This is a genomic window from Pyxidicoccus sp. M15 (genome assembly GCF_056858435.1).
In genome coordinates this window covers 2,911,474-2,932,022 of record NZ_CM166495.1, presented here as the reverse complement: position 1 = coordinate 2,932,022, position 20,549 = coordinate 2,911,474, and the positions used below count along the sequence as shown (strand labels likewise).

General features: G+C 69.2%; 17 protein-coding genes. 10 read left to right on the top strand and 7 right to left on the bottom strand.

Going from position 1 to position 20,549, the window contains the following annotated elements:
* Nucleotides 1–108 precede the first annotated feature (108 nt).
* Genes ACX9TP_RS11885 through ACX9TP_RS11870 form a run of 4 tightly spaced genes read right to left on the bottom strand, consistent with a single transcriptional unit; the run spans nucleotide 109 to nucleotide 3,807 of the window.
* On the bottom strand, nucleotides 109–867 hold the full coding sequence (locus ACX9TP_RS11885) for an iron ABC transporter ATP-binding protein (protein ID WP_482979823.1): 759 nt from the start codon (nucleotides 865–867) through the stop codon (nucleotides 109–111).
* Complete coding sequence (locus ACX9TP_RS11880) at nucleotides 864–1,838, bottom strand: iron chelate uptake ABC transporter family permease subunit (protein WP_482979822.1); 975 nt, start codon at nucleotides 1,836–1,838, stop codon at nucleotides 864–866. Before ACX9TP_RS11880 ends, ACX9TP_RS11885 begins: the two co-directional genes overlap by 4 nt.
* Nucleotides 1,828–2,787 (bottom strand): ABC transporter permease, encoded by a 960-nt coding sequence (locus ACX9TP_RS11875; protein ID WP_482979821.1) that lies wholly within the window; start codon nucleotides 2,785–2,787, stop codon nucleotides 1,828–1,830. Before ACX9TP_RS11875 ends, ACX9TP_RS11880 begins: the two co-directional genes overlap by 11 nt.
* Before the next feature lie 15 nt (nucleotides 2,788–2,802).
* Nucleotides 2,803–3,807: a siderophore ABC transporter substrate-binding protein gene (locus tag ACX9TP_RS11870; RefSeq protein WP_482979820.1), complete on the bottom strand. Its 1,005-nt coding sequence runs from the start codon at nucleotides 3,805–3,807 to the stop codon at nucleotides 2,803–2,805.
* Nucleotides 3,808–4,505: 698 nt separating this feature from the next.
* Between ACX9TP_RS11870 and ACX9TP_RS11865 the strand changes: the two genes are divergently transcribed.
* The 3 genes from ACX9TP_RS11865 (at nucleotide 4,506) to ACX9TP_RS11855 (ending at nucleotide 7,382) form a co-directional block, all read left to right on the top strand.
* Nucleotides 4,506–4,787 (top strand): hypothetical protein, encoded by a 282-nt coding sequence (locus tag ACX9TP_RS11865; RefSeq protein ID WP_482979819.1) that lies wholly within the window; start codon nucleotides 4,506–4,508, stop codon nucleotides 4,785–4,787.
* Between the two features lie 328 nt (nucleotides 4,788–5,115).
* Complete coding sequence (locus ACX9TP_RS11860) at nucleotides 5,116–5,961, top strand: hypothetical protein (RefSeq protein ID WP_482979818.1); 846 nt, start codon at nucleotides 5,116–5,118, stop codon at nucleotides 5,959–5,961.
* A 209-nt stretch (nucleotides 5,962–6,170) separates the two neighbouring features.
* Nucleotides 6,171–7,382 carry a hypothetical protein gene (locus ACX9TP_RS11855; protein WP_482979817.1) on the top strand — a complete coding sequence of 404 codons (1,212 nt, stop codon included), beginning with the start codon at nucleotides 6,171–6,173 and terminating at the stop codon, nucleotides 7,380–7,382.
* Nucleotides 7,383–7,483: 101 nt separating this feature from the next.
* Here ACX9TP_RS11855 and ACX9TP_RS11850 read toward each other — a convergent pair whose 3' ends face one another.
* Nucleotides 7,484–8,473, bottom strand: coding sequence for an alpha/beta hydrolase (locus tag ACX9TP_RS11850; protein WP_482979816.1), 990 nt, complete (start codon nucleotides 8,471–8,473; stop codon nucleotides 7,484–7,486).
* A gap of 339 nt (nucleotides 8,474–8,812) precedes the next feature.
* Between ACX9TP_RS11850 and ACX9TP_RS11845 the strand changes: the two genes are divergently transcribed.
* From ACX9TP_RS11845 to ACX9TP_RS11825, 5 genes are all read left to right on the top strand, one after another.
* Entirely contained in the window at nucleotides 8,813–9,577 is a 765-nt protein-coding gene (locus ACX9TP_RS11845) for a ferritin-like domain-containing protein (protein WP_482979815.1), read from the top strand.
* A gap of 247 nt (nucleotides 9,578–9,824) precedes the next feature.
* Nucleotides 9,825–11,702 carry a RiPP maturation radical SAM C-methyltransferase gene (locus ACX9TP_RS11840; RefSeq protein ID WP_482979814.1) on the top strand — a complete coding sequence of 626 codons (1,878 nt, stop codon included), beginning with the start codon at nucleotides 9,825–9,827 and terminating at the stop codon, nucleotides 11,700–11,702.
* Nucleotides 11,699–12,451, top strand: a complete 753-nt coding sequence (locus ACX9TP_RS11835) for a DUF5825 family protein (protein WP_482979813.1) — start codon at nucleotides 11,699–11,701, stop codon at nucleotides 12,449–12,451. The genes ACX9TP_RS11840 and ACX9TP_RS11835 overlap by 4 nt, the downstream gene beginning before the upstream one ends.
* 9 nt (nucleotides 12,452–12,460) lie before the next feature.
* Nucleotides 12,461–13,198, top strand: a complete 738-nt coding sequence (locus tag ACX9TP_RS11830) for an SDR family oxidoreductase (RefSeq protein ID WP_482979812.1) — start codon at nucleotides 12,461–12,463, stop codon at nucleotides 13,196–13,198.
* A complete protein-coding gene (locus ACX9TP_RS11825; RefSeq protein WP_482979811.1) occupies nucleotides 13,191–14,435 on the top strand; it encodes an MFS transporter in 1,245 nt (414 codons plus the stop codon). Before ACX9TP_RS11830 ends, ACX9TP_RS11825 begins: the two co-directional genes overlap by 8 nt.
* Before the next feature lie 177 nt (nucleotides 14,436–14,612).
* Here ACX9TP_RS11825 and ACX9TP_RS11820 read toward each other — a convergent pair whose 3' ends face one another.
* Nucleotides 14,613–16,745 carry a M36 family metallopeptidase gene (locus ACX9TP_RS11820; protein ID WP_482979810.1) on the bottom strand — a complete coding sequence of 711 codons (2,133 nt, stop codon included), beginning with the start codon at nucleotides 16,743–16,745 and terminating at the stop codon, nucleotides 14,613–14,615.
* Between the two features lie 289 nt (nucleotides 16,746–17,034).
* Nucleotides 17,035–17,727 carry a DUF2490 domain-containing protein gene (locus ACX9TP_RS11815; protein ID WP_482979809.1) on the bottom strand — a complete coding sequence of 231 codons (693 nt, stop codon included), beginning with the start codon at nucleotides 17,725–17,727 and terminating at the stop codon, nucleotides 17,035–17,037.
* Between the two features lie 363 nt (nucleotides 17,728–18,090).
* Between ACX9TP_RS11815 and ACX9TP_RS11810 the strand changes: the two genes are divergently transcribed.
* Both ACX9TP_RS11810 and ACX9TP_RS11805 read left to right on the top strand, forming a co-directional pair.
* Nucleotides 18,091–18,642, top strand: a complete 552-nt coding sequence (locus ACX9TP_RS11810; protein ID WP_482979808.1) for a hypothetical protein — start codon at nucleotides 18,091–18,093, stop codon at nucleotides 18,640–18,642.
* Between the two features lie 126 nt (nucleotides 18,643–18,768).
* Nucleotides 18,769–20,535: an O-antigen ligase family protein gene (locus ACX9TP_RS11805; protein ID WP_482979807.1), complete on the top strand. Its 1,767-nt coding sequence runs from the start codon at nucleotides 18,769–18,771 to the stop codon at nucleotides 20,533–20,535.
* Nucleotides 20,536–20,549 lie beyond the last annotated feature (14 nt).

Genomic DNA, 20,549 nt, shown 5'->3' with positions numbered 1-20,549 from the left:
GAGGGCCAGCTCACGAAGCTCGAGCGCCGGCTGCAGGGCCGTGCCAGCTTCGACTTGCCGAGCCGTCGGGCGCTGCCCGCGACCTGAGCTCCCGTGGGCCGCGCGACGTCAGCGATAGTGCGTGGCAATCCAGTCGCCGTCGATGCGCTGGATGGAGATGTCCAGGTCATACACGGCCCGCAGGACCTCCGGCCGCATGATGTCCTCGGGGCGTCCCTGGAAGGCGACCCTGCCATCGCGCATCGCGATGAGGTGGTCCGAGTAGCAGGACGCGAAGTTCAGGTCGTGCAGCACCATGACGATGCTCTTCTCGAGCGTGTCGACCGCGGTGCGCAGCTGCTTCATCATCGCCACCGAGTGCTTCAGGTCCAGGCCATTGAGCGGCTCGTCCAGGAGGACGTAGTCCGTGTCCTGGCAGAGCACCATGGCCACGAAGGCGCGCTGGCGCTGGCCGCCGGACAGCTCGTCCAGGAAGCGCTCGGCGAGCGCGTCCAGGCCCATGTGGTGGATGGCCCGCTCCACGTGCTCCCGGTCCTGCACCGTGGGACGCCCCTTGGAGTGCGGGTAGCGGCCGAACGTCACCAACTCCCGCACGGTGAGCCGCGACGTCAGGTGGTTGTCCTGCCGCAAAATGGCCAGCCTGCGTGCGAGCACGTCCCCCGGCGTGGTGCGCACATCCAGCCCATCCACCAGCACGGTGCCCGACGACATCGGCATCACCCGGCTGACCATCGACAACAGCGTCGACTTGCCCGCGCCGTTCGGCCCGATGATGGAGGTGATTCCCCCGACGGGCAGCCGCAGGGTGACGTCGTCGACGACGAGCGTATCGCCGTAGCGCTTGGTGACGTTCCTCGTCTCGATCATACCGGCGCCTTCCTCATGAGCATCGAGATGAACACCAGCCCGCCCACGAATTCGATGATGACGCGGGGGTTGGTGTTGAAAGCGAAGACCTGCTCCAGGATGAACTGCCCGGCCACCAGGCACACCCCGGCGACGAGCGCGGCGGCGGGCAGGACGAACGCGTGCCGGTACGTGCGCACCAGCGCGTGCGCCAGGTTGGAGACCAGGAGGCCGAAGAAGGTCACCGGCCCCACCAGCGCGCTGGACACCGAGACGAGGATGGCCACCAGCACCAGGATGATGGCCGCCGTGCGCTGGTGGTCCACGCCCAGGTTGATGGACATCTCCCGGCCCAGCACCAGGACATCGAAGGTCTTGAGCATCCGCAGCCCCACGACGGACACGCCCAGCGTCAGCAGGAACGAGACGAGCAACAGCTCCTGGTCCGGGTTGTTGAAGCTCGCGAAGAACCGGTCCTGGAGGAAGATGAACTCGTTGGGGTCGATGAGGCGCTGGAGGAAGGACGCGAGGCTGCGGAAGAGCACGCCCAGCACCACGCCCGTCAGCAGCACCAGGTGCAGGCTGCGCCCTCCCCCACCGAAGAGCCCCCAGTACAGGACGGCCGAGAAGGCCACCATGATGAGGATTTCGACGCCGAACAGCAGCCGGGGGTCCAGGCTCGCCGCCTTCCCGGAGCCCAGGAAGTAGAGCAGGCACGTCTGGATGAAGACGTAGAGGTTGTCGAACCCCAGGATGGCGGGCGTCAGCACGCGGTTGCCCGACACCGTCTGGAACAGCACCGTGGAGACGGCGATGGCGTAGCCCACCAACAGCGCCGTCGCCAGCTTCCGCCCCCGGAAGGGCAGGACGAAGTCCCACTGGCCGCTCGCGTTGAACAGCAGGAACAGCAGGGCGCAGGCCACCGTCGCGCAGCCGAGGATGAGCAGCGTGCGCTCGGGGCGCCGCGCCACCGCGACGCTCTCAGCCGACACGGGCGTCCCTCCGCAAGAGGAAATAGAGGAAGAGCGCACTGCCGACGACGCCGGCGATGGTGGCCCCCGGGATTTCGTAGGGGAAGCGCACCACGCGGCCGAGGATGTCACACAGCAGCACGAAGCCCGCGCCGCCGACGGCCACCCACGGAATGGCCCGGCGCGCGTTGTCGCCCGTGAACAGGCTGACGAGGTTGGGGACCAGCAGCCCGAGGAAGGGAACCATTCCCACGGTGACGACCACCATGGCGGTGACCAGGGAGACGATGACCAGCCCGAGCGCCATGATGCGCGAGTAGCGCATGCCCAGGTTGGTGGTGAAGTCCTCCCCCATGCCCGCCACCGTGAAGCGGTCCGCCGCGACATAGGCGCAGCACGTCAGCCCCAGCGTCACCCAGAGCAGCTCGTAGCGCCCTCGCAGGACGTTGGAGAAGTCGCCCGTCTTCCAGGCGTTGACGGACTGAAGCAGGTCCATCCGGTAGGCGTAGAAGGTCGTGATGGAGTCGAAGACGCTGCCCAGCACCAGGCCCACCAGCGGGACGATGAGGACCGAGCGCAGGGGGATGCGGCGCAGGATGAGCAGGAACAGGCCGGTGCCCGCCAGGGCGAAGACCGCCGCCACGAGCATCTTCCCGAGCACGGGAAGCTGAGGGGCCAGGAGGGTGGCGGCCATGAGGCCCAGGCTCGCGGACTCCGCGGACCCCGCCGTCGCCGGGTCCACGAAGCGGTTGCGCACGAGCATCTGCAGGATGAGCCCCGCCACGCCCAGGGACGTGCCCACCAGCAGGACGGCCAGCATCCGGGGAATCCGGCTGATGACCAGGACCTGGAGGGCCTGCTCGTCAGCGCTGGGAGAGACGAGCGAGTGCCACGACACGTTGCTCACGCCGATGAGCAGACTGCCCAGCGCCAGCAGGACGATGACGATGACGGCGACGAGGAGGCGCATCGAAGCCAGGGCCGGTCAGGGGTCCCGTGCGGAATAGGCTTCCGCCACCTGGTCTCGCAGGCGGCTCACCGCCTGGATGCCGCCGCCGATGAGGTAGGCGTTGAGCGGGTCCAGGTAGACGACCTGCCCCTTCGTCCAGGCCGTCGTCTGGCGCACCAGCTCGTTGTCGAGCACCTGCTTCGCCCCGCCCTGCTGGCCCATGCTCGCGTCGCGGTCAATCACGAACAACCAGTCCGGGTTCTTCTCCCGGATGAACTCCGAGCCGATGGCCTCGCCGTGCAGCGACGCGCCGAGCCCCTCGGCGGCCACGGGCACGCCGAAGTCCTCGTGGAGGATGCCGAAGCGGGAGCCCGGGCCATAGGCGCTGACGCGGCCGCCCGTGACGAGCACCACCAGGCCCTTGCCGCGGCCGGCCGTCGTCTCCTTCAGCTTCGCGAGGGACTGGCGCAGCCCGTCCACGAGCTCGCGAGCCCTCTCTTCCCTGCCGAAGATGTGCGCCAGCATCTGCGTGTTGGCGACCACGGTGTCGATGTAGTGCGCCCCGCCCATGGGCACGTCCACCGTGGGGGCGATGCGCGCGAGGCTCGCGTACTTCGCGCTGGAGCGGCCGCCGGTGATGATGAGGTCCGGGCGCGCGGCGTGGATGGCCTCGTAGTTGGGCTCGAAGAGCGTTCCCATGCGCGGGTACTTCGCGTCGGCGAAGGGCGCCAGGTGCAGGGGGAACTGGTCCCCCGCGACGCCGACCACCTCCACGCCCAGCGCCTGGAGGATGTCCAGGGCCGCCAGGTCGAAGACGATGACGCGCTGGGGATTGAGTGGAACGACGGAGGTCCCCTGCGCGTGCGTGACGGTGACGGTCGCCTGCTTCGCCGCGCCTTCGGGCGAGTGGGCCTCCGCCACCGGCGCGGACGCCTTCGCAGAGGGCTGCTGAAGCTTCACGGCCACGCCGATGACGGCCACGACGGCGATGCCACCGAGAATCGCGAAGAGGGGAAACGGACGCCTGCCTGATGTGCTCACGGTTTCATCCAGCCTGTGCTCGCGCAACGGACGCGGGCGGTTGCTCGACAGCGCGGCCCCACATAGCAGCCCGTGGGAACTCGCACTATTTGATTCTGCAAATCAATATCGAAAGATAGCGGAGGAGGTGCGGCGCGTCAAAGGGCCCCGGCGTCAGGCGGCGCCGTGGCGAAGCCCCAGGTCGAGCCCCGCGGGTCCGCCTGCCGTGTGCGCAGCCGCCTGCGCCCTGGACGAATCCCCTCCCGAAGCCCCCGTCCCACGGGTGAGCGCGTCCAGGGACGTTGCCTCCATGGCACCTTGCCCAACCTGGACGTGTTCGACGGGCTGGCGGCCAACCAGGACACCACCGACAACAAGGGGCGCTGGATTTCCGCCCCTGACGGTGGACCAGGACTCCTTCCCCATCGCCTCGTGGTCGGGGCTGGCGACGGCCTCCGAGCGCAGCTACGTGTTCCCGAACCTCAAGGGCTGCGGCACCTCCGCGCGGAATGACAGCGGCTCCCGGTGGACGCGGGGTCCTACAAAATCCCGTTCATGCAGTGGGGATGCAAGGAGGGCGACGGCGCAGTGGTCGAGGCATGAGAGTTGGCTGCCTCTGGAGCCAGTCATGACTGATGATTGAGAATGTTGCTCTCTGTTCATTTGAGTGACGTCTCGTCAGGCTGTCTCCAGGATGCATGACAGGATGCGAGCATGAGATGGATCGGCGGCACAACTGCGCCGCTGCAGTCTATGTGAATGTGCTCGCTCCGGGCGCCGCCGTGGGCCTTCAAATCTGGAACCCGAACGGCTGGAAGATCATCGCCGAGACCTATCCATGGATCGTCGGCAATGGCACCGGCTATCACCAGATCGTGCTCACCCATCTCAATCTCACCGGTTTTGTCGGGACGATCTACCTGCAGGTCATCTACGGAAATAACGACAACATCAAAAAGTTCGTTCGCTTCGATGACATGGTGCTGGAGTGCTACTGGTAGCGGTTGCCGGCTCCAGCTCTCCATACGTCCGCGCATCAAGAATCCGCGACAGGCGCCCATTGAAGATTTTGGCCTCGGCTGGATTCTAATAATCCAAGCCTGCATGGCACTCGCGTACGCCAGCGGAGCTGCTGTGACTGAGCAGGCCACAATCCCTGTATGTCTGTGACATGGCCTGTCACGCATTCCGTTCCCCGTGGCCGCCTGCCATCGAGAATGACAGATGAGTCCTGGAGCTTCTTTCTGGCGTGCGCAATGCACTGCCACCGCGCGGTCGCTCCCGGAGCTCGTTCATGCCTGGAACGGAAGACATGTGCGCCCAGCTGGGATGAGCAAGGCCATTCATAACGACAACGAGGTTACTTTTACAATGAAGATGAAAATGATGGGCCACGTGTTGGCGGCGGCAATCCTGAGTGGCGTGTCGGGCTGTGCGGGCGGAGACACCACGGCACCCGCGAACAGCGACAAGGCGCAGCAGGAAGTCGTCGCGGCGTCGGGGTGCGTGGACCGGTTCGAAGGCATCACGCACTGCGCCGTGGGCGAAGCGAGCCTGACCTCCACCGATGAGGGAGTCACGGTTTCAGGGATGCAGGGCGAGGGAGATGGCGTCAACAGTCACTTCGGGCGGGCCAGCCGCTGGCATCGAACCACCCTGCACCGGGGAGAGGTGGGAGCGCTCCACTTCGCGGCGCGAAGCGGGGAGCAGGTCGTCAGCACGCTGGAGCTCGTTCCGGGTCCTTCGCCCCGGGAGCTGCAGCTGCGTCCGTTCTTCACTGGTTCTCCGGGAGGCTCCGCCTACAAGGCGGTCTACTACCTTGGCGACACGGTCCAGGGCTCCGTGGTCCGCCCCTCCGATGGGGGGTTCGAGCAGTGGTTGTTGGACAGGGAGATCCAGGCGTGGATCGAAAGGAGCATCCAGGAGTTCATCAATGATGAGGGCAACTCCGCGCGCGGCGTGAGCGTGGGAGCCTGCTCCTGGGGCTTCACCGCGAACGGGAACACCTTCCAGGTGGAGCTCGCTGACAATGAAGTCGTGACGGCCGACAGGGTCGAGTTCATCGAGGTGATTGGGGACGGTGCCTATCCGTACCTGGACTTCTCGGGCATCGACACGACCGGGACCTCGGGCGGACTCTCCATCCTGGAGGAGTCCATCATTCAAGCGAACTGACCCGGCGGTGCATCGAGCCGCACAGGTCAGCCACCTGGCGCCTCGGAGGAAGTCAGGGAGGGAGCCCGGCACCCTTCAAGGGGCCGGGCTCCCTCCTGTCAGGGGCCGAAGCCCAAGAGGAAGAGGTCCGAGCGCCCTTGCGCAATCCAGGGCGTGGGCGCGACCGTGCAACCCGCGCGACTGGCCGGAGTTGAGCGACAATGGCGGGCATGGTGGTCCGCCTCGCTTCCTTCGTCTGTCTGCTCGCGGCCTTGCCCGCCGCCGCCAATGTGGCCGCATCCACGCGCACACCGGCGGCCTTCACCCTGTCCTCGGGCACTGCGCGCACGCGCACGGAGGTGCTCGGCGAGAAGCTGGACTTCGACTGCGCGGAGGCGGAGCGCGAGGCGGCCTGCCGCTTCGAGGCGCGCTACCGGCTGCGCAACGGAACCTCCGAGGCGGAGGTCATCGACGCCGCCTTCCTGGGGCTCCGTACGCACGAGGTGAGCGTGCACTTCGAAGGGGAGCCTCTCCCCGTGGCGGAGCAACAAGCGGACCCACCCGGCTCCACGTCAGGCTCCGGGGAGGAGGCCGCACCGGCGCCGTCGCCACCGGAGGAAGCGCTCGGGCGACTCGCGCATACCCCGGTGGAGCGCTTCGGCTTCACCCTCACGCTTCCCCCCGGACGGGAGGGGGAACTGGTGGTGCGCGGCGTGGTGCTGCTCGAGCGGCGCTTCCTGCCCTCGGGGTACGTGTGGCCCGCGGTGCAGGCACGCCACGTGCTGCTGTCCCCTGGACCGCCACGGGCCACGTACTGGGACATCGACTACCTGCTGTGGCCCGTCCGGACCTGGGCGGGCAACCCCGAGCTCCACATCACGGTGCGTGTCCCTTCCGCATGGGAGGTGGGCACCAGCCCGAACGACTCCGCGCGCACGCTGCCGGTGGCCACGGACTGGCAGGTCCGACACGAGGGCGCGCATGCGGTGGCGGAGCGGCGCCTCGCGGCGGCGAGCGCGCCCGAGCGGCTCAACATCACGCTGACGAGGCGAAAGCCGTGGTGGACTCCGGGCGGTGTGCAGCTGGGCCTCGGCGCGCGGCTCGGGGCCGGTTCCCGCTTCATGGCACGGCTCGGCTACCAGCTCGCCGCGCCCGAGTCACTCCTGCACTCGCTCTCGGTGGAGACGGACTTCCGCGAGCAGCTCGTCCTCACGCCACTCACGCAGTATGCGACGCCCCAGCTCGCCATCATCCCGAGTCTCGGGCTCGGGCTGGGCGTGCCGGTGCAGGTGCGTCCCGACGCCAGGCCGGGCCTGCGGCTCCTCGCGGACCTGCACTTCGGTCCGCTGGGGGCCGCACTCAGCTGGGACCACTACCCGGCGCTGCGGGAGGGCACGGACTCCTTCTCGCGGCTCATCCTCCTGTTCCAGGCGGGGCTGTAGGCTCCCAAGAGGGCTGCACGCATTCTCCACCGCCCCGCCCGCAGCACGGGCTGCCCCCGTCCGCGCCCCTCCTCGCTCCGTCGTCGCCGAAACGCGCGACGTCAGGCCGCCCTGCGGAGCCGGCCCAGCATTCCGTTGAGGTCCCGGACGAACAGCTCGTGGCGGAAGTAGTGCCCCCCCGGAACCTCATGCCATTCATGTGGAATCCCGGCCTGACCGAGCGCACCGCGGAACTCGCGTTGCCCGGCGAGCACCTGGGTCTCGTTGACATAGTCGAACCAGTTCACGGGGTCGGGTGACGTGCCGGCCGCGAGGAAGATGCGCTTGTTGTAATAGCTCGGGACGCGCTGGATGGGATTGTCCGCGCTCACCCGCGCCTCGTCCCAGAAGGGGGCGCCATAAACAGTCCCTCCGGCCAGGTCCAGCGCAGCCGAGGTGGTGTTCGCCCAGTGGACGACCAGGCCGCCGTCGCGCCGGAGGCTGGCCGGGCCCGAATGGGAGCTGACCGAGCAGAAGTGACCGTAGTACTTGGCGGCATACTTCAAGGCGCCGAACCCGCCCATGGAGAACCCGGCAACGGCCCGACCGTTGTACTCGGCGTAGGTGCGGAAGTTCGCTTCGACCCAGGGCAACAGCTGGCCGATATGGAATGTCTCCCAGTTGCGGGGGCCGGAGTTGGTGCTCACGGGATTGGAGTACCAGCCCGTCGAGGCGTCCGGCATGACAACGATGATTTCGCGCCCGGCCGTGAGGTTGATGATGTTGTCCTGCAGGTGGAAGGTGCGGAAGTCAGCGTTGCCACCATGGAGCAGGTACAGGACCGGATACCTCTTGCCACTGTAGTGGTAGCCGTCGGGGAGCAGGATGTTGACCGCCGGGTCCCACTCGATTTCGTTGGTGGCGAAGCGGTAGTACTGCAGGCGACCGCCGTTCTCGTTTCTATCGACGATGCGCAGCCCGAAGCCGTCACCGGCGGCATGGGCCGTGCCCGGAGAGCCGAGACCGCCAGCAAGAGCGCCCGCTGTGGCACCGAGACCGGCCAGAAAATGCCGACGGGAGACGGTCAAGCGAGGCTTTGGGAGCGTGTCCATGTGTTCCTCCTCCAGATGGGAATCGATGCTCTCGAAAGAATAGGACGAATTACACATACGGTGAGCATCAACCCGGATGACGCGTGAAAAAATGGAGGAGCGCTGGAAGCTTCCGCACCGCGCTTCGTCAGGACTCGCGAAACCCCGCAGGTGAACTGACGTGAGCGGAAGCGGCCCGCGCCGCGCCGCGCTTCACTCGGGCGAGACATCCCCGCTGTCGACAATTCCTCCTCGGCTCGCATGCCAGGGATTGCTGAACCCGCGGGGTGCTTCATCGCATCCGGATGGATGTCTACTCTCCTCGACGTCAGCTTGATTCCTCTTCCGAGCCCCCCAGTGATGACCTTCACGTCCGCGCACCTCAAGGAAGGGCTGTTCCGTATCTACGAGCGGGCCCGGAGGGCGGACTGGCGTCCGGAGACGGACTTCGACTGGGAGCGTCCGACAGCCCTCTCCACCGACATGCAACGAATTGCGTGGGCCGTGGCCAGCCAGGGCTCCTACGCGGAGCAGCTCGGACTGCTCGCCGCCGCCCGGCTGCTGGGACAGACGGAGGATGTGCCCGCGCGCCTGTGCCTGGCCACCGCGGTCAGCGACGAGGCCCGCCACAGCGAGGCCTTCGCGCGCTATGCCCTGCGGCGCGGCGGGAAGGTGCTGCCCCCGGACGCGTCCATCCAGGCGCTGCGGCAGGGCCTGGAGTCCGTGGACGACTTCCTCGGCCTCTTCTTCGTCCACACCGCGCTGGAGTGGCTCGCCGCGGACGAGTTCACCCTGCTCGCGCGCCTCTTCAAGGGCGACGTGCTGGGGGACATGTACCTGCGGGTGCGCGCGGATGAGCTGCGCCACGTCGGCATGGGGATGCTCTACCTGCGCTGGCGGCTGAAAGATTCGGGCCGCGCCGGCTGGGACGCCACACCCTACGAGCAGCTCGCGCTGCGGCTGTCCGGCTTCGACGAGCGCTTCTTCGCCCAGCTGGGCGGGCTGCTGCACCAGCCCGCCGAAGCCGTGCGCCACTGGTTCATGTCGCGCCATCAGGCCCGGGTGCGCCACCTGCTCGGCGTCAGGCCGACACAGGCGGAGCGCTCCCCTTCCGGCGCCACATGAGAGGGATCGCCGACAGGCGATGACGCAGCAACCTGAATCACGAGGAGCCAGCCATGAAGAAGAAGCAGATCCAGACCACCGGGGCGGCGGAGGCCAGCCTGGTCTACGCCACGCAGATCGAAGTCATCTCGATTCCCCCCTTCGTTCCCGAGCAGAAGTAACCCCGTCACACGGGCCTGAGCCACGAGGCCGGGGACCCGCTGACGCCCAGGCGTCCGGCGGGCCCCGGCCCTTTCGAGGAATCGCGATGCGCATCGTCCTGGTATGCATGCCCTGGCAGGCCCTGGAGTTCCCCTCCCTGGCCATTGGCATCCTCCACGAGCGGGCCCGGCGCTGCCGGCAGCCGCACGAGGTGAAGGGCCTCTACGCCCATGTCCGCTGGGCCGAGTACCTGCTGGAGCGCTCCGGCGGGCGCGTCACCTCGGCGGAGTACACCGCCATCGCCAACAACGGCATCTTCCATGGCATCGGGGATTGGATCTTCACCCCGCCCCTCTACGGCGTGCCCGAGTGGAACGTGGAGGGGTACACGCAGTACCTGCGGGGGGCCGGCTTCGACCCGTCGCTCGCCACCGAGCTGCACCGCTGGACGCCGGACTTCATCGACACGCTGGCTGACGAGGTCCTGGCGATGGAGCCGGACCTGGTGGGCTTCACCAGCACCTTCATGCAGAACGTGCCGTCGCTCGCCCTGGCCCGGGTCCTCAAGCAGCGGCGGCCCCAGGTGCTGACAGCGATGGGCGGCGCCAACTGCGACGGTCCCCAGGGCCCCGCGCTGCACCGCAACCACCCCTTCCTCGACTTCGTCGTCCGCGGCGAGGGCGAGCAGACCTTCGTGGAGTTGCTGGACGCGCTGACGGAACAGGGCCCCATGGAGGCCATCCCCGGCCTGTGCTGGCGCGATGGCAAGGGCGTCAGCCGCGTGAATGTGGAGCGGCAGGGGGCCTTCCCCATGCACGACGTGCCCGCGCCCAACTACGACGACTACTTCGAGCAGGTGGCGCGCTCGACGGTGAATGGCTTCATCCACCCGCTGCTGGTGCTGGAGGGCGCCCGCGGGTGCTGGTGGGGCGAGAAACACCACTGCACCTTCTGCGGGCTGAACGGCTCGCTGATGAAGTTCCGCGCCAAGCCCCCGGAGCTGCTCTGGGAGGAGATGCGCCGCGCCATCGAGCGCTACCAGACGCTCGACATCGTCATGGTCGACAACATCATCGACATGAAATACTTCAAGGGCCTGCTGCCCCACGTCGCCGCGGCGGGCTGGGACTTGCGCATCCACTACGAGGTGAAGTCCAACCTCACGCGTGAGCAGATCCAGACGCTGAAGGCCGCCGGCGTCGTCCACGTCCAGCCCGGCATCGAGAACCTGAGCAGCCGGGTGCTCAAGCTGATGCGCAAGGGCGTCAGCGGGAGCCAGAACGTCCAGGTGCTGCGGGACTGCGAGGAGCACGGGCTCACGGTGGCCTGGAACTTCCTGTATGGCTTTCCCGGCGAGGAGCCGCGGGACTACGCCGGCATCATCGAGCAGATGCCCGCCATGGTGCACCTGCAGCCGCCCACCGGAGCGCTGCGCATCGCGCTCGAGCGCTTCAGCCCCAACTTCTCGGACCCGTCGCTCGGCTTCGGAGACCACCGGCCGGCGGCCTTCTACCCCTTCGTGTACGACCTGCCCGAGCACGAGCTGATGGACCTGGCGTACCTGTTCGACACGGTGTCGCTCGGCGTCACGGGCGAAGCGGCGGCCCAGCTGGAGCGCGCGGCGGCGAACTGGAAGAAGGCCCACGCACAAAGCGAGCTGAGCTACCGCGAGAGCCGTGGGCGCATCCACCTGCGGGACAGGCGCGAGGGCTGGCCCGAGCAGGACTTCGTCCTCGCATCGCCCGTGGAGGTGACGCTCTTCCACGCGCTCCAGCGCCCCATGTCCGTCTCCGGGCTGACCGAGCGACTCCAGCAGGCCAGCCTGGCGGTGACGGCGGAGGAGGTCTCCGCGCGGCTCTCCGACTGGAAGGCGCGCGGGTGGGTGTTCGAGGAGGGCGAGCGCTTCGTCGCCCTGCCCACGCGCGCCAACCCGCAGAACGTCCGCATTCCGATTTCGCAGCTCAAGGAGGCCCGGTCCCAATGAGCCCGCTGCCCATGCCCGCGTCCACGCTGGCCCTGCAACAGTTCGCCTCGGGGGAGGCCCTGCCCGAAGAGGCGGGCCACCTCTCGGTATCCGTGTCGCCCGGCCAGTGGGCGGAGCTGGTGGAGGCGCTGGAGTCCCGGGACCTCGGGCAGGCCGTGTCCATCGAAGTGCGGGGCGAGGCGCCCGGGGACTGGCCGACGGACGCGCAGCTGGCGCGGCTGGTGGCGCTGGGGTGCGTGGAGCTGCGGGTGCCCTGGGTGATGGAGCTGGGCGAGCAGCGCGCGGAGCCGTCCGCGCACTTCATCCGCCTCCTGCGCGACTGCACCTCCCACCGCCTGCGCGTGCACTGGCGTGGCGCGGCGCTGCCTACCATCGCTCCCGGGACGCTGTACCACCTGGAGCCTCCCGAGAGTGGAGGCACACCCGAGCTGGACGAGGCGGCACGCCGGTGGCGGCAGGCGCATGCGTACGGCCGGTGCTACTGGCGCGCGGGGCCGGGCTTCATGCTCGTCAAGGACCGGCGCGAGGGACGCGGCGCCGCGCAGTTCCTGCTGGATGACGCGGCGACGCGGAGCGTGTTCGAGGCCCTGAGCGTCCCCAGGCTGGCGGAGTCGCTCGGCACGGAGCCCGAGGTGCGCAAGGCGCTGGCGGACCTGGAGGAGGAGGCACTCGTGCTGGGGCTCGGGCCGTGGCGCGTGGCGCTGCCCTTCCGCATGCGCTGCTGGCCCGTTCCCTTCATCGGCGTCTAGAGGACCACCATGGAGCGGGTCGCCATCATCACCGGCGCGAGCAGCGGCATTGGCAGGGCGGTGGCCCGGTGGCTGGCGGCTCGAGGCCGTAGCCTCCTGCTGGTGGCACGCAGGACGGAGCGGCTGGAGGCGCTCGCCAGCGAGCTGCGCGCGCCGGGGCGCACCGTCGCGGTGCGGCCCTGCGACGTGACGGACGCCGGGGCCGTGAGGGCGCTGGCGGCGGACGTGGCCACGTGGGCCCACGCCGAGGTGCTGGTGAACGCGGCCGGGCACGGCAAGGGCTGGGGTCCTCCGGAGCCCGCGCGGGTGGAGCAGTGGCCGGGCGTGGTGGCGGTGAACCTGGTGGGCGCGATGAACATGGTGGGCGCCTTCCTTCCCGGGATGCGCGAGCGCGACGCGGGCCACATCGTCAATGTCGGCTCCATCTTCGCGCTGGGCACCGTCGCGGACGGCGCGGCCTACGCGGCCAGCAAGCACGGCCTGCGCGCCTTCACGCTGTCGCTGCGGCAGGCGCTGGCGGGCAGCCGGGTGCGGCTGTCCCTGGTGCATCCCGGCTCGGTGAGCACGGAGTTCGGCTCCGTGGCGGGGGGCCGTGAGCCTCGCGACGTGCCGGTGGAGAAGTGGCCCTACCGGCCGCTGCTCGCAGAGGAGGTGGCGGAGACCATCGGCTGGGTCCTGGAGCGGCCTCCGTCGGTGGAAATCACCGAACTGGTCATCCGCCCCACGGCGGAGCGGCAGTTTGCGTAGCGCCTTCCCGGGCTTCTGGGCGGGGCAGACGCTCTCCGCGCTGGGCTCCCAGGTGACGGCCTTCGCCCTGCCCCTGCTGGCCACCAGTACGGCGGGCGTGGGGGCCCTGGACCTGGGCCTGCTGGGCGCCGCGCAACTGGTGCCACCGCTGCTGTTCGGGCTGCCGGCGGGCTCGTGGGTGGACCGGCTGCCCCTGCGCGCCACGCTCATCTGCGCGGACCTGGGCCGCGCGCTGCTGCTGGTGCCGCTCATGGTGCTCGGGTGGCGCGGAGAGCTGCGCCTGGGGCACCTGTACGCCGTGGCGTTCCTGTCGGGCAGCCTGACCGTCGCCGCCACCACCGCGTGTCAGGCCTTCCTGCCGGCCCTGGTGGAGCCGCGACGGCTGGTGGAGGCCAATGCCCGGCTCGGCGCGAGCCAGTCCCTGGCGCGGCTGCTGGGGCCCGCGATGGCGGGAGTGCTGGTCTCATGGATGACGGCGCCACTGGCGCTCGGCGTGGACGTGCTCTCGTTCCTCGTCTCCGCGGCGCTGCTGGCGTGGCTGCGGGTGGAAGCGCCCGGCTCCCGCGCGGCGCGGCCTTCGCGCGGGCTGTGGCGGGACACGGCGGAGGGCCTCGGCTTTCTCTGGCGCCAGCCGCTGCTGGGGCCGCTGGCGACGTGCGCGGGGCTCTTCAACCTGTTCGGCGGGATGATTCTCGGGGTGTACTTCCTCTACGTGACGCGGGAGCTCGGCCTGGCGCCGCGCCAGGTGGGAAGCCTGGGAGCAGTGTTCGGACTGGGAGCGCTGGTGGGAGCGCTGCTGGCGGGCCGCCTCACCGCACGCATGGGCGTGGGCCCCGCGCTGGTGGGCGCCCTGTCGCTGGGGGCGCTGGCGGACCTGCTGATTCCCGCCGCGGGACTCCACGAGGCCGCGGCCCTCCCGCTGCTGGTGGCGGCGCAGGCGCTCATCGGACTGACCAATCCCCTCTTCCAGTCCAACGTCCTGGCGCTGTACCAGGCGCTCACGCCCGAGCACCTGCGCGGGCGCGTGGGAGCCGCACTGCGGTTCCTCGTGAGCGCCCTGCTCCCGGTGGGCTCGCTGCTGGGGGGCGTGCTGGGAGAAGCCCTGGGGCTGCGGCAGTCCATCCTCCTGGCGGCGCTCGGCACCGGGCTGTGCGCGCTCGGGCTGCTGCCGACACCCCTGCGCGGACTGCGGAGCCTTCCCGGGTCAGCGGGTGCGCCCCTGGCCACTCCGCGGTAGGGGTGGGAACGCTGCTCAACGCGTCGTTCGCCGCCGCGCTCTTCGCGCCGGAGGTCGTCACAGGGCCGGGCGGCCGGAGGCCCCTTCGGATGAGGCTCACCGTCGCCAGGGCGATGAAGAAGGCGGGTGCCCGTCTTCCGGGCACCCGCCAGGGACTTCAACGAGGGACGCCGGGCGTTACGGGCAGTCCGACGGCTTGGTGAAGGACGCGGTGATGCTCGGCGTCATCACGCCCTTCACGCGCTTGAGGGTCGCCGACGCGCCGACGCCCACGCCGTACTTCGCGAACGCGCTCCACACGAGGCAGCGGTGCGCGTTGCCGGCGTTGGCCACCGACTGGAGGATGCCGTCGCGCATGTGCTCGTAGTACGGGCCGGCCGGCGTGTAGTTCATGCCGTCGACCAGGTAGGTCAGCAGCGTGTCCTTGGAGACGCCCGCCGCCTGGAAGTTGAGCCACAGCTGCCAACCGATGGCTCCGTACACCTCGCCGTCGAAGTGGACGCCGGTGCCCGCCACGTCGGCGTAGGTGCGCGGGTAGTTGGTGTACGGCGCGCTGCGGATGCCCAGGTCGCTCGACGCCGAGTACTCGGCGACGCGGTCGTGGTCATTGAGGATGATGGCCAGCACGTCGCTCATGCCCTCGCCAATGGCGCCGGAGATGGGGCCGCTCATCGAGCCAATCATGCGCCAGGTCAGGCCGTGCCCGTACTCGTGGTAGACGATGTCGGAGTCCACCGACGAGTCACGCTGCAGCGGCCCCGAGGCCGACTGGCGGATGGCGCCGGACACGCCGGTGACCGAGCGGAGCGTCGCGCCGGTGGTCTGACCGACGAAGACGGAGGGGATGGTGATGGTGGCGTCCGTGCCCCCCATCGTCATCACCCCGTCGCCCTGGTTGTTGGCGACGATGGCCCCGATGGCCCCCGCAAGCTGCGCGTTCTTCACCTTGACGGTGAACCCGCAGATGCCACGGTCGACGAGGGCAATCTTCCCGGTGAGCGAGCCCGCCGGAATGGACTCGCAGCCGTCGGAGGTGGTGCCCACCCCATCGTTGACGAGCACGATGTCGCCGGAGATGCCGGTGGTGGTGAGCGCGGGGCCGAACTCGGCTCCGCCCTGCGCCACGTAGTTGCCGGCGATGGACGCCGGCGTCACCACGTTGACCTGGTGGGTGCCCACGCCCGTCCACAGGTACATCTGCATGCGCGGGTTGGAGCCGTCGGCCGGCGTCGAGAAGTTCGCGTTGTCGGTGCCGCTGCCGTCCTGCGCCTCGGCGTCCACCGAGTCGCTCCCGGCGCCGCCCTTGCCAAAGTTGTTCTCCTGGAAGTTCAGCGCGGCCTCATTGAAGCCGTGACGGTAGAGCCTGTCGTGGATGACGTTGTTCAGGTAGGCCAGGTTCTGCACGGCCACGTTGCGGTTGGCGTCGGTGGTCGCGGCCGCGGACAGGTTCGCGACGGTGAGGAAGTCACCGTTGGTCACCGCGGTGCCGCCCGAGTCCGGGGCATTGTTGGCGTCCACGTCCAGGTAGGCGCGGACGTTGTTGCCGGCAATCAGCCGCGTGGTGAGCCCCGAGCTGTTGAGCCAGCCGATGGGCGACTCGACGTTGCCCGTGCCCGGACCGGACACGATGGCCTGCGCGGTCTTCATCGGGTCGTTCGTGAAGACGTTGTACCGGTCATTGGCGGTGCGGGACTCGGTCGACAGGACCCGGCCCTCGCCGCTGACCAGCGTGTGCGTCAGCTGGTTCGTCTTGGCGGTCCACGTCTCCACCAGGAAGCCCGTCCGGAGCGCTCCGTTGGCCGCCGTATAGGCGACGCGCTCGACCGTGGGGCCGCGGTGGAAGAAGGCGCCCCCCGCGAAGGAGAGCGTGTTGCCGTCGCGAGACTGCTCGGCCGGCTGCGTGTCTCGCAGCTCGGGGTAGAGGTTGCGCAGCGCGACGCCGACCGCGTCCGACTCGGACACGCGCGCCGAGGCCACGGCGCCCACCCGAGACGTGCCGTCGATGAGGTGGATCAGCTCACCCTGCTCGTTCACCGCCGCCTTCGCATAGGCGCCGTGGACGCGCAGGCCTCCCACGTACTGCTCGTAGCGCACGTGGGTGATGCGGCCCTGACGCGCCTCCGTCGCACGCAGGGAGCCGATGGTGGCGTCGGAGCCCCCGCGCGCACGCAGGAACCCGGCCACCACCGCGCTCGCGCTGGAGCGCGAGGGTGCCGTGAGGGCGCGATCCGACTGGTACAGCCGCGCCCGGACCTCCGCGAGCTCATCGCTCGGCGCAGGGGCCGCGAACGCCGCACTCGAAAACGCCACGAGTCCGAAAACCGCTCTCCGAAGATACATCCGTTCTCCCGGTGTGTATGACGTGGATTGCCAGTGGCCGTGCGACGCGCCCGCAGGGTGCGTCATGCGGCGGCTTTTTGGATGACTCCGGCCGGGGCAGAGCGATCACATCTGGCGCGATTTATTCAAAACCATTGCGTGCTGGTGTCCAGGCTCACCCACCTGCTCCGGAACAAGCGGGGGGCCCCTCCTGCTCCAGGCCCATCACCCAGGTTCGTCTCGGAGGCGCTGCCGCCCAGGCGGCGTCTCAGGAGAGGCGTCAGAGGTAGTTGAAGATGGTGAACACGTAGAGCGCGTGCACCATCTGGTCCGCCTCCGCGGCGGGCCGGCGGGTGAAGACGTTGAGGTAGCCCGCCTCGAGCGTCGTGTGCGGGGACAGCTTCCAACCCGCCCCGAGAAACGCGCGGTTCTGGTCGAAGCCCGTGCGAGGGCCGCCCTCCACCGAGTTGAGGTGGAAGAACGCCTCGTCCCAGAGAATCAACGAGGGAAGCCCTTCTCCCAGCGGCCGCGCGCCGCGCAGGAACAGGCGGGCGCGGTGGGCAACCTCCGTCGTTCCGGGCAGGAAGCGCTGCTCCAGCCGGGCGCGCACCGCGAAGCGCAGCGAGCCTGACGCCGGGGTGTAGAGGAACTGCTGGAAGAGGCGGCTCTCTCCGCCCCGCACCGCCGGGTCTTCGTCATAGGTCCAGACGGGTATCCACGCCTGACCGAGCCACAGGGAGACGTCCGGCGTCAGCGCCAGACCCAGCGCCGAGCGGAGGATGAGCCGGGTGTCGTTCTCACTGAACCGCGGCTGGGCCTCCAGGTAGTAGAGGAAGGGACGCGCGATGGGGCCCTGGGCGAAGACGGAGTACCAGAGCTGCGCTTCGGAGTTGACCGGCCGCGCCTCCGCCCCGAGGACGGGAGCGACCAGGAGCAACCCCACGAGGGGAAGGATTCTTTCCGGACGCATCATGATGTGCGGACCTATGAGCACACCCCGCGGGTCCGCTCAACCACCATGCGGAGCGAATCGTCGCGGATGGCGAGGAGACAACGGCGCCGGCCCCCTCGTCTTCATCTCCATGGGCAGTCCCCCCTGCGCCTGGTCGCGTCCGGCGTCCATGACGCGCGGCACCGGTAGCACGCACCCAAGAATGAGAAGAAAGGATTCCTGCATCAATCCGCACCTCGCGGGCTCTTGGGTTTCGAGGCGGTAGCAGCTCGGCTTCAGAAGCGAGCCCCGCGCCTTGCCTCGAGGCGTGGAAGCAAGTCCCCACAGGAGCGAAAAATGTCTGAAACCTCGAAGCGTCCGACCCTTTCATTGTTCGCAAGCGTCATGCTGGTCCTCCTGCCCGTGGCGGGGCTGCCGGGGTGTGCCAACGACGTCCCGGTCGACAGTCCGGCCGTGGAAGAGGTGCGCGAGCAGCGCATCACCGCGGAGACGATTGCCAGCCTGAAGCCCGGTGAGCAGCTCGTGCTGGATCAGCGGACCCCGGGAAAGACCTACACCTTCGACTTCTCCCAGGCGCCCATCGACTTCAGCCGCATCACGGTCATCAATGCCAATGGCGATGCCCAGCCGATGGACACGTGGCTGCGCGCGGCCAAGGAGCAGGGTCACGACCTGCTGGCCTCGCCGGAGCACACCTTCCGTCTGTCCTCTTCTCCCCAGGGCCTTGGAAACCTTTCCGAGACGGAGCTCGCCAGGCTCCACTCCACCGGCAAGGTCGTGAGGGAGGCCGCCCCCGGCGCGTTCTCCACGGGGGACACGTCCGCGCAGGACCTGTACTGCGAATACCGGTTCTTCTACATGATGATGTGCACCGCGGACGGGTGGTGCTACGAGTACCTGTACGAGGAGTGGTACTGCGAGGACCGGGAGTGGTGAGCAGGCATTGAGCCGCGGTGAGCGGCCCCGCCGCTCTCCCCCGCTTGCGAGATAGGCGCTGTGCAGGTGCCCTCCCGCTGTTCGCGAGGGCACCTGCGCACGTCGGAGCGTTGAAGGAACCGTCCCATGACAATCCAGCTGCTCAACCGGCTCGGGCTTCCGCCAACGGCATCGCACGCCTGGAAGGTCGCCGCCGCCTCCTCCTCCACCACGCTCTGGGCCCTGCTTGCCGCCGTCGTGGGAACCGCGCTGGCGGTCTCACCGGAAGCGGCGAGCTCACCGCTCCGCAGCGGCGGGCTCCTGCTTCCGAAGCACCTCGTCTTCGCCCTCGGTGCCCTGGTGTGTGCCTTTGCGTGTGCCGCCACCTGGTGGCGCCAGCACCGTGTGGGTGTCACGACCTTTGACCTGGCGGCGCTCGGCTACCTGGCGGTGGCGGTTCTCGCCATGGCGGTGAACGGCTTCAGTGCGCCGTTCAGCCTTCCCTGGATTGCACTTCACCTGGCTGCGTTCGTCCTGGTGGCAACGGCCTGCGAGGCCGCGAGCCAGCGCCGCGAAGCGCTCGTGGACGGGCTCATCGGTGCGGGAGTCCTCATCGCGCTCATCGCGCTCCATGAGTCCGCCGGTGGCCAGCTGCCGTGGGACCTCGCGCGACGTCCGGGCGCGACCTTCGCCAACCGCAACGCCGTGGGTGGCTATTGCGCGATTCTGATGCCCCTGGCCCTGGCACGCGCGACGATGAGGCCACATCCCCTGCGGACGTTCGCCGCTTCGGCGCTCCTGCTGACAGTCGCGCTCTGCCGCGCACGGAGCAGCTGGCTGGGGCTGCTCGTCGCGGGCCTGCTCTCGGCGGCTGCGTGTCTCGAGCTGAAGCGTCGAGGCCTGCTGCCCGCGCTTCCAAGACGTGGGCTCATCGGCGCGTGCGTCGCGGGGCTCGCCGTGGTGGTGGCATTGAACGCGGGCTCGTGGGCCGGACTCAACTGGAGGGAGCCCGCGCCGCTCAAGTCGTCGTTCTCCCGCCTGTTCGAGCATGACGCCGGGACGGGACTCAGCCGCGTCGAGCAGCACCAGGTCGGGCTGGCCATGCTCTGGGAGAAGCCGCTCACCGGCTTCGGACCCGGGCTCTGGCGCCGCGAGGCCCCGCGGTTCGCGCATGCGGCCACGGGGCAACACGCCCGATTCATTGCTCCGCTCTGGAGCCCGGCCTCTGACCTGCTACGCCACGCGGTCGAGACCGGGCTGCTCGGCCTGGCCGCAGCCGGGGCCATGGCCTTCTCCCTGCTGGCGGGTGCACGTCGCCGCGTCACGCAGGCGCGAGACATGCTGACCCTGGCGGCCATGGGCAGCCTGGTCGTCGCCCTGGTCATCAGTGGCTTCGATGCGCTGCTGAGCCGGCCCGCCTCCGTCGCGCTGGTGGCGGCGCTCGCGGGCCTGCTGCGGAGCGACTGCGAGCGCCGCGCGGAGCTCGCTCCCGCCTGGGCAGGCGGCGCCGCCCTCTCGCTGGCGGCGCTCCTGTCCCTGGGCATCTCCGCCCCGCGCTACCTTGCCGTGAAGTCGCTCACCGAGGACTTCTCGACCACGCCCGTGCTGCGTCTGAGCCCGTTCCAGTTCCACCCCTTCGAGGCCCTGCTCGCGGTACTCACGGGCGAGCGCAGGGAACGCTGTTCGAGCCTGGCCCCGGCCGCGGCGCTCGTGGACACATACCTGCCGAATGAACCCGAGCTCCTGCGGTTGCTCGCCCGGTGTGCCGAGCAGCAGGGAGACTGGAGCGCCGCGGCGGACCATCTCCGCAGGGCGCGGGTCATCGAGCCGCATGACACGAGCACGGAGCTCGCGCTCCAGGCCTTGCTGTCGCGGCAGTCAACGGGGCTCGAGGACGGCGAGGCCCGTCCATGACGCGCCCTCCGCTC

What these genes read in the sequence shown, in the direction of transcription:
- ACX9TP_RS11850 (WP_482979816.1), bottom strand. Translation starts at nt 8,473, where the DNA reads ATGGACACGCTCCCAAAGCCTCGCTTGACCGTCTCCCGTCGGCATTTT.
- ACX9TP_RS11865 (WP_482979819.1), top strand. Translation starts at nt 4,506, where the DNA reads ATGGATCGGCGGCACAACTGCGCCGCTGCAGTCTATGTGAATGTGCTC.
- ACX9TP_RS11805 (WP_482979807.1), top strand. Translation starts at nt 18,769, where the DNA reads ATGACAATCCAGCTGCTCAACCGGCTCGGGCTTCCGCCAACGGCATCG.
- ACX9TP_RS11860 (WP_482979818.1), top strand. Translation starts at nt 5,116, where the DNA reads ATGAGCAAGGCCATTCATAACGACAACGAGGTTACTTTTACAATGAAG.
- ACX9TP_RS11815 (WP_482979809.1), bottom strand. Translation starts at nt 17,727, where the DNA reads ATGATGCGTCCGGAAAGAATCCTTCCCCTCGTGGGGTTGCTCCTGGTC.
- ACX9TP_RS11830 (WP_482979812.1), top strand. Translation starts at nt 12,461, where the DNA reads ATGGAGCGGGTCGCCATCATCACCGGCGCGAGCAGCGGCATTGGCAGG.
- ACX9TP_RS11840 (WP_482979814.1), top strand. Translation starts at nt 9,825, where the DNA reads ATGCGCATCGTCCTGGTATGCATGCCCTGGCAGGCCCTGGAGTTCCCC.
- ACX9TP_RS11835 (WP_482979813.1), top strand. Translation starts at nt 11,699, where the DNA reads ATGAGCCCGCTGCCCATGCCCGCGTCCACGCTGGCCCTGCAACAGTTC.
- ACX9TP_RS11875 (WP_482979821.1), bottom strand. Translation starts at nt 2,787, where the DNA reads ATGCGCCTCCTCGTCGCCGTCATCGTCATCGTCCTGCTGGCGCTGGGC.
- ACX9TP_RS11810 (WP_482979808.1), top strand. Translation starts at nt 18,091, where the DNA reads ATGCTGGTCCTCCTGCCCGTGGCGGGGCTGCCGGGGTGTGCCAACGAC.
- ACX9TP_RS11855 (WP_482979817.1), top strand. Translation starts at nt 6,171, where the DNA reads ATGGTGGTCCGCCTCGCTTCCTTCGTCTGTCTGCTCGCGGCCTTGCCC.
- ACX9TP_RS11885 (WP_482979823.1), bottom strand. Translation starts at nt 867, where the DNA reads ATGATCGAGACGAGGAACGTCACCAAGCGCTACGGCGATACGCTCGTC.
- ACX9TP_RS11845 (WP_482979815.1), top strand. Translation starts at nt 8,813, where the DNA reads ATGACCTTCACGTCCGCGCACCTCAAGGAAGGGCTGTTCCGTATCTAC.